Here is a 6,205-nt window from a genome sequence, read left to right on the forward strand (position 1 = left end):
TGCGCTCATTGCGCCCTACGATTCTCGCTCCCCGAACTCCCCGGTCGCCTCGACATCGCCAGCCCAATCCTCCGAGATTAATCCCGCCCGCACATCCCTGTGGAACCAAGAGAACGGCCAGTCGCGGACTCGATCGACGAGCCCGTGCTTGACCGGGTTGATCCAGCAGTATTCGACGTGTCGCGCGTAATCGCGCTCGTCGCGGATCAGGTGCTCCCAATAGCGCCGCTGCCATATGCCGCGCTCTCCGCGGCGCCGCCGGACGGGATCCCGGATCTCGAAATGCGGAAGGCCACGGGAAAATTCCGCCTTGATCCGGCTCCATCGGACCGGAAAGTCGGTATCGCCGTCCGGCAATGTCCAGACGGCATGGAGATGGTCCGGCAGCACCACGAGCGCATCGATCTCGAAAGGGTGCCGCGATCGGACCAGCCGTGCCGCGTCGCGCAGGCGATCCATATGGTCGGTCAGGAGGCTGGTGCGGCGATCGAGCAGCGTGACGGTGAAGAACCAGCACCCGCCCGGAACGAAGGCGCGGCGATAGTTCGGCATGCCCCTCCTCCGTAGGGCGCAATGAGCAACGCGAATTGCGCCAGCAAGAACCGATTACAACGGCGCAATTCGCTGCGCTCATTGCGCCCTACGCGCTACGACCGCGGAAACTGTAGGTCCGGCCGGGCGACCACCACGAGCGGACCGGGCGCTTCCGGGATCGGGCCGGTGAGCAGCGCCTTCGGGATCTCCGGGCGAAGAATCCAGTCGAATTTTCGCGATCCGAGCTTGCCGCCGGGCTTCAACGGCAGGCCGTCGATGCAGACGATGCGCTCGGGGCGCATCAGCGGCGCGGCGGGATCGTCGATCCACTCCGGCACCAGCCACAATTTGCCGTCGTGCCGGATCGCGGCGCACTGGGCAAGCGAGCCGTCGTCGGCAAGCTTCACGATGACCGAATAGACCCTCTCGTCACGCGTCCCCATCGCGCTCCCCCGCCCCCGGCCCGGTTTCGGCGACGGCCGGCCCGCCCGCACCATCCGGAGGATGCCGACGGGCCGCCCCTGCAACCGCGCGAGCGGCCGGCGCCCCTCGCCATCGACTAAGGATTGCATCGGCACTGCGGCCCTGCAAGAAAATGACTGGACGACCCGTCCGACACGGTCGAAAAACCCTCCGCCGAACCATCAGGAGACATTTCATGACCAAGCGACTTTTCGCAACGCTGGCGATCGGCGCGGCACTGGCCTTGGCGGTGGCACTGCCGCTGCCGGCCGCCGCCCAGACCTACAAGCCGGAATACAAGGTCTCGACCGTGCTCGGCGCGCCCTTCCCGTGGGGCGTCTCGGCGCAGCGCTGGGCCGATCTGGTCAAGGAGCGCTCGAACGGCCGCATCGTCATGAAGGTCTATCCGGGCGCCCAGCTCGTCGGCGGCGACCAGACCAAGGAATTCACCGCCATGCGCCAGGGCGTCATCGACATGGCGGTCGGCTCGACCATCAACTGGTCGCCCCAGGTGGCGGAGCTCAACCTGTTCGCCCTGCCGTTCCTGATGCCGGACCACAAGGCGATCGACGCCATCACGGGCGGCGAGGCCGGCAAGAAGCTGTTCGACATCGTCGGCGCCAAGGACGTGATGCCGCTCGCCTGGGGCGAGAACGGGTTTCGCGAGCTGTCCAACTCCAAGCGCGACGTGCGCACCCCGGACGACCTCAAGGGCCTGAAGATCCGCGTGGTCGGCTCGCCGCTGTTCAACGAGACCTTCACGGCGCTCGGCGCCAACCCGACCCAGATGAGCTGGGCCGACGCCCAGCCGGCGCTGTCGACCGGCGCGGTCGACGGCCAGGAGAACCCGCTCGCCGTCTATGTCGCCGCCAAGCTCAACACGGTCGGGCAGAAGCACCTGACCCTGTGGGGCTATGTCGCCGACCCGCTGATCTTCGCGGTGTCGAAGCCGGTGTGGGACACGTTCTCGGCCGAGGACCAGAAGCTTTTGCGCGACACCGCGCTCGAGGCCGGCGTGTACAGCAAGCATCTGGCCCGCACCGGCATCACCGAGGACGATCCGGCGACCCTCAAGTCGATCGAGGCGCTCGGCGTCACGGTGATCCGGCTCACCCCCGGCGAGCAGAAGGCGTTCCAGGCCGCCACCCGCCCGGTCTACGACAAGTGGAAGGCGCGCATCGGCGCGCCCCTCGTCGACGCCGCCGAGAAGGCGGTGGCGGAGCGGCGGTGATGCGCCGTAGGGCGCAATGAGCGACAGCGAATTGCGCCGACAACGACCTTGATAGCTTTGAGCGGCGCAATTCGCTCCGCTCATTGCGCCCTACAGGCTCGCAAGCATGTCCGCCGATCCCGATCCGCTGATCGCCCCGAAGGACCCGCCCGTCCGGGTGCCGCTCGCCGTGGAAAAAGTGCTGGCCGCCGTGGCCATGGCGGCGCTTTGCCTGATCACGCTCGGCAACGTGATCGCCCGCTATCTCACCAACTACTCCTTCGCCTTCACCGAGGAGTTCTCCATCGCCCTGATGGTGGTCGTCACCATGCTGGGCGCCGGCATCGCCACGGCGGCCGACCGCCAGATCCGCATCGTGTTCTTCGCCAGCCTGCTGCCGCCGAAGGGCGAACGCGCGGCCGAGATCATCGCGACACTCGCCACCATCGCGATGTTTGCGCTGCTGGTGTGGCTCGGCGGACGGCTGGTGTGGGACGAGTACCGCTTCGAGGTGACGTCGCCCGGGCTCGGCGAGCCGCAATGGATCTACACGCTCGCCCTGCCTCTGCTGTCGCTCGCCGTGATCGGCCGCGCCGTCGGCCATCTGATCCGCGTGCTGCGCCGCAAGCAGCGCCCGGTGCACGACCTCGTCGAGCCGCTGTGATGATCGTTCTGACCCCGGCCACAGTCTCCGCTCATTCCCGCGCAAGCGGGAATCCAGTTTCGTCGTGCGGCCCCTGGGTCCCCGCATTCGCGGGGACGAGCGGACGACACACAGCACGTCGGCTCGCGGCTTTCCTCTCTGCGAGCCTCCCATGATCGCGGCGGCCCTGTTTCTCGGCTTCATCGTGCTGTTCGTGCTCGGCACGCCGGTCGCGGTCGCGCTCGGGCTGGCCGGCTGCCTGGCCATCTGGCTCGCCGATCTCGGCCTCCTGAGCGTGCCGACCAGCGCCTACACGGGCATCGCCAAGTATCCGCTGCTCGCCGTCCCGATGTTCGTGCTGGTCGGCTCGATCTTCGACCGTTCGGGCGTCGCGCTGCGGCTGGTGAATTTCGCCACCGTGCTGATCGGCCGGCGCGCCGGCTCGCTCGCCGCCGTCACCGTGATGGTGAGCATGTTCCTGGGGGGCATCTCGGGGTCCGGGCCGGCCAATGCCGCGGCGGTCGGCGGCGCCATGATCGGGGCGCTGTCGCGCGCCGGCTATCCGCGCGCCTTCTCGGCGAGCGTGATCGGCGCGGCGGCGGCGACCGACATTCTCATCCCGCCCTCGATCGCGCTGATCATCTACAGCGTGCTGGTGCCGCAGGCCTCGGTGCCGGCGCTGTTCGCCGCCGGCATGATCCCCGGGATTCTCGCCGGCCTCGCGCTGCTCGGCCCGATCTTCTGGATGTCGAAGAAGCACGGCTTCGGCCTCGCCGAGAAGGATCTGCCCCGCCCGCCGTTCTGGAAATCGCTGCGCGAGGCGAGCTGGGGCCTGATGGCGCCGGTGCTGATCTTAGGGGGCATGCGGGCCGGCTGGTTCACGCCGACCGAGGCGGCCGTGATGGCGGTCGTCTACGGCCTGTTCGTCGGCTTCGTCGTCTATCGCAGCCTGACGCTGCGCGACCTCTACGAGATGCTGGTCGAGGCGGCCGAGATCTCCGGCGTGATCCTGGTCGTCGTCGCGCTCGCCTCGATCTTCGGCTGGGCCGGCTCGACGCTCGGCGTCTTCGACCGCGCCGCGACCGCGATCGTCGCCACCGGCGGCAGCGAGTACGTCATCCTCGCCATGCTGATCGTCATGCTGATCGTCATCGGCATGTTCCTGGACGGCGTCTCCACCTTCCTGATCCTGCTGCCGCTGCTGATGCCGATCGCCGCCAAGTTCAACTGGGATCCGGTGTGGTTCGGCGTGCTGCTGACCCTGAAGATCGCCATCGGCCAGTTCACCCCGCCGATGGCCGTCAACCTGATGGTGTCCTGCCGCATCGCCGGCGTGCCCATGGAGGCGACGCTGCGCTGGGTCGGGCCGCTGATCGCCGCCATGTTCGTCGTGCTGGTGCTGCTGATCGCCTTCCCCGAATTGGCGCTGTGGCTGCCGCGCACGCTCGGTTACTGAGGCCGCAGCCCCCCGGCACGACAGGGCATTTTGCGTCGTCATGCGCCCGTTCCGGGCAACAATCGGCTGTGCAGCACGCACAAATTGGTCTTTATGCTGCAGTGCAGCATTCATCTTCATGCAGTATGATGCCTCCAGCAGATGTTCCGGGCGAACACGTCCGGGGGCTGCGCCTGCGCCGAGAATGATTGGATTTACGTGCAGAACATCGACATGACGCTGCCGCAAGAGCACGACCAACGCTTCGCCCTCAACGACGAGGTCCATGCCCGACCGCCCGAGGCGCTGACCACGCCGACGCGGGTGTCGTATCTGGCGCTGGTTTCCCCCTGGGATGAACGCGAGGCCGAGTGGCAGGGCGTCTGCGATCTCGCCCGCCGCTACGGCGCAGCCGCGCCCTTCCCGGGCGCCAACCACTACAGCGGGCAGCTCGGGGCGTTCCGCCTGGTGTGGGAGCGGCACGGCGAGTTCGCCCGCTACACCTTCATCGTGCCCGGCGGGGGCGAGGATCCGTTCGCCGAGCCGGCGATCGCGCTCGCTCCGGCGAGCTGGATCGCCGCGCGGCCCGGCCAGGTGATCGTCGCGGCGCACGCCGCCGTGGTGCCGGCCGGCGACTCGGTGTCGGATCCGGAGGTGGTGTCGGCGACCCTGTTCAGCGGCAATGCGCTGGTCGGCGGGCCGGTGTCCGACCGCGGCGCGGTCGCCTTCACGGACCTGCGCATCCACGCCGACGGCTTCGGCCGTTTCCTGGTGCAGGACCGGCACCTGACACCCCTGCAGGCCGGCCGTCTGGTGCAGCGGCTCCTCGAGATCGAGACCTATCGCATGATGGCGCTGCTGGCCCTGCCGGTGGCGCGCGAGCTCGCCCCGTTCCTCGGCGAGCGGGAGCGCGAGCTCGCCGAGATCACCGACACGCTGGTCGCCGCCGGCGAGGCGGACGAACCCGTGCTGCTCGAGCGTCTCACCCGGCTCGAGGCCGAGATCGAGAGCCGCGAGGCGGCCAACCTGTTCCGGTTCGGCGCCGCGGTCGCCTATCACGACCTGGTGCAGCGGCGGATCGTCGAGTTGCGCGAGGAGCGCATCCAGGGCCTGCAGACGCTGCGCGAGTTCATGGAGCGCCGGCTGGTGCCGGCGATGAACACCTGCAAGGCGGTCGCCGAGCGCCAGCAGTCGCTGTCGGCGCGCGTCGCGCGGGTGACGCAGCTCCTCTCGACCCGGGTCGACATCACCCGCGAGCGGCAGAACCGCGCCGTGCTCGAATCGATGAACCGCCGCGCCAAGCTGCAGCTCCAGCTCCAGTCGACCGTCGAGGGCCTGTCGGTCGCGGCGGTGACCTATTACGTCGTCGGCCTGATCGGCTATCTGGCGAAGGGGCTCTACACGGCCGGCCTGCCGGTCAGCCCGGAGATCGCCATGGGCGCCTCGATCCCGGTGGTCGCCGGCGCGGTGTGGATGGCGCTGCGCGGGTTCCGCAAGCGGGTCGCGCACGGCGAGCCGTGACGTCGGGCCGACGCTTGCATTTTCGCGCGACTCCGAACTGACAAACGCGTGGCACACGCCCGACACGGCTGCGCCGCATTGCCGTCAACGTCGTGCTTATCGTTGCTTGGCGACACCGCTCGGGGGCGCGTCTGACAAAAAGCGCGCGCTGCACCCCGCGATCCCGATGCGCGCCGTTCTCCGCAAACGACGAACTCCTTAACGACAACGAGGACACCGAATGTGCAAGTTCCAGCGGCTGCTCCTGGCGGGCACCGTTCTGTCGGGCCTGGCGGGATGGCAGGCTGCCGTCGCCGCGGCCCCTCTGGTGATCGCGCAGGCGCCGGCGCCCGCGACCGAGGAGCCGCGCCCCGGCCAGCCGCCGCGACCCGCCCCGGGTCAGCCGCCGCGGCCCCCGGCC

6 protein-coding genes and 1 pseudogene are annotated in these 6,205 nt (G+C 68.9%); 5 read left to right on the forward strand and 2 right to left on the reverse strand.

The window, feature by feature from the left end:
• Positions 1-15 precede the first annotated feature (15 nt).
• Positions 16-552 carry a transposase gene (locus HXX10_RS19305; protein WP_296524449.1) on the reverse strand — a complete coding sequence of 179 codons (537 nt, stop codon included), beginning with the start codon at positions 550-552 and terminating at the stop codon, positions 16-18.
• 95 nt (positions 553-647) lie between these two features.
• Positions 648-977 carry a hypothetical protein gene (locus tag HXX10_RS19310; protein ID WP_296524450.1) on the reverse strand — a complete coding sequence of 110 codons (330 nt, stop codon included), beginning with the start codon at positions 975-977 and terminating at the stop codon, positions 648-650.
• 215 nt (positions 978-1,192) lie between these two features.
• Here HXX10_RS19310 and HXX10_RS19315 point away from each other — a divergent pair, with 215 nt between their 5' ends.
• The 5 genes and pseudogenes from HXX10_RS19315 to HXX10_RS19335 form a co-directional block, all read left to right on the forward strand.
• A complete protein-coding gene (locus HXX10_RS19315; protein WP_296524451.1) occupies positions 1,193-2,227 on the forward strand; it encodes a DctP family TRAP transporter solute-binding subunit in 1,035 nt (344 codons plus the stop codon).
• A 106-nt stretch (positions 2,228-2,333) separates the two neighbouring features.
• Complete coding sequence (locus HXX10_RS19320; RefSeq protein WP_296524452.1) at positions 2,334-2,870, forward strand: TRAP transporter small permease; 537 nt, start codon at positions 2,334-2,336, stop codon at positions 2,868-2,870.
• 151 nt (positions 2,871-3,021) lie between these two features.
• Positions 3,022-4,305 carry a TRAP transporter large permease gene (locus tag HXX10_RS19325; protein WP_296524453.1) on the forward strand — a complete coding sequence of 428 codons (1,284 nt, stop codon included), beginning with the start codon at positions 3,022-3,024 and terminating at the stop codon, positions 4,303-4,305.
• 213 nt (positions 4,306-4,518) lie between these two features.
• The gene (locus HXX10_RS19330; RefSeq protein WP_296524454.1) at positions 4,519-5,805 is read left to right on the forward strand and encodes a DUF3422 family protein; all 1,287 of its coding nucleotides are present in this window, start codon (positions 4,519-4,521) and stop codon (positions 5,803-5,805) included.
• Positions 5,806-6,025: 220 nt separating this feature from the next.
• Positions 6,026-6,205 (forward strand): annotated as a pseudogene (locus tag HXX10_RS19335) (hypothetical protein); the annotation flags it as partial.

The organism is Rhodoplanes sp. (assembly GCF_013377085.1).
GTDB lineage: Bacteria > Pseudomonadota > Alphaproteobacteria > Rhizobiales > Xanthobacteraceae > Rhodoplanes.